The organism is Effusibacillus pohliae DSM 22757, assembly GCF_000376225.1.
Taxonomy (GTDB): domain Bacteria; phylum Bacillota; class Bacilli; order Tumebacillales; family Effusibacillaceae; genus Effusibacillus; species Effusibacillus pohliae.
This window is the reverse complement of the sequence record NZ_AQXL01000005.1, coordinates 1-1,196: the sequence shown is the minus strand read 5'-3', so window position 1 is coordinate 1,196 and position 1,196 is coordinate 1. Positions and strand designations below refer to the sequence as shown.

Genomic DNA, 1,196 nt, shown 5'->3' with positions numbered 1-1,196 from the left:
ATCTCTCCTGATGCGGTTCAATTCAGCCTGGGCAAAGCCATGGACAGAGAAACTCCAACCCAAAAAGAATTTACACAAAAATCCGGACTTGACCTTTTAGATTGACGACCACATGATGATCCCCCCTGAATTTGATGGTTCAGGGGGGATCAGTAAGAGTTTTAATTTTGGTCTTTAAAATCTTCTTACCATACCCATAACTCTCCGTTTTCGGGATCAAACATCGCCGCTTCTGGTCCTTCGTAATCTTCTTCTCGCAAAGAAATTTCTAATAGGGCGTTCTGGTCAAAAATTAACCGAATTGCTACATGCTCCAGTATTTCTGTGTTCTGTACTTCACGCCCAATTAAAGAACAGAGAGCATCACGATAACCAGGTGTTTTAATATCATACGAAGTGGCGTTCAAGGTCACGACAGGCAACGTAAATGTTGTTAAGGTTGGACCATCAAATCTAAGTTGTATATAATCTCTGACAAATTCGACGGAACTCATTTCACTCCCCACAAGTATTTGCAAAATTGGTTGCTCACCCGATAATGAAGACATGATTGACCGCCTCCCAAATTACCTTAGTGGAATATGTCCCCAAGGATCGGCTTTTCCTTGAGTAGTTCGACCGGTGAAAGGATTGACTGTTTGCCCCGTTTTATTCATATAAACCGCATATCCATTTGGATATCGATTGGTCGGATCCATAATCCTTACACCAGTAACCCTCTTATCAAAACTATGTCCTCCACTGCCACCTGTGTATGAAAAACCTTTCCCATTATTAACTGGTCCAGGTCCAGTAGCACCTTTGGGTACAGGAACAGCAGTGCCACCAGGTGAAACAACAAAATCTGTGGAATACCGCGGTTTTAGCATTGACCCGATGTTGTCTCCTGCAACAGGTTTGTCAAGAAGACGTTTACCAGTCCCCGTCGTGGCAGCAGTCGCAATACCTTCACCGGCACGGGTACCAGAAACCGCTCCTGCACCTTTTGCTGCGATTTCGTCCGCCTCTCCGACTATCCGTGCGCCTTCCGCTACATGAGCTGCCTCACCCGCCGCTTTCGCCGCACGCGCCGCTAGTGACAGGCTGCCAACCGGAATCGCGGTCGAAACCACATCAAAGGCGATCCAGGCTGCATTTTCCCAGGTCGGGTTTTGAATAAAGGATACGACATCATAAACCAGAAACGCAACATCCAG

Annotated in this window: 2 protein-coding genes; both read right to left on the bottom strand. The window is 46.4% G+C overall.

What is annotated here, in order from left to right; translation table 11 throughout:
* Positions 1-185: 185 nt before the first annotated feature.
* Positions 186-548, bottom strand: a complete 363-nt coding sequence (locus tag C230_RS18790) for a hypothetical protein (protein WP_018130076.1) — start codon at positions 546-548, stop codon at positions 186-188.
* 18 nt (positions 549-566) lie between these two features.
* On the bottom strand, positions 567-1,196 hold a 630-nt coding region (locus tag C230_RS22780; RefSeq protein ID WP_051074188.1), incomplete at its 5' end, for a hypothetical protein.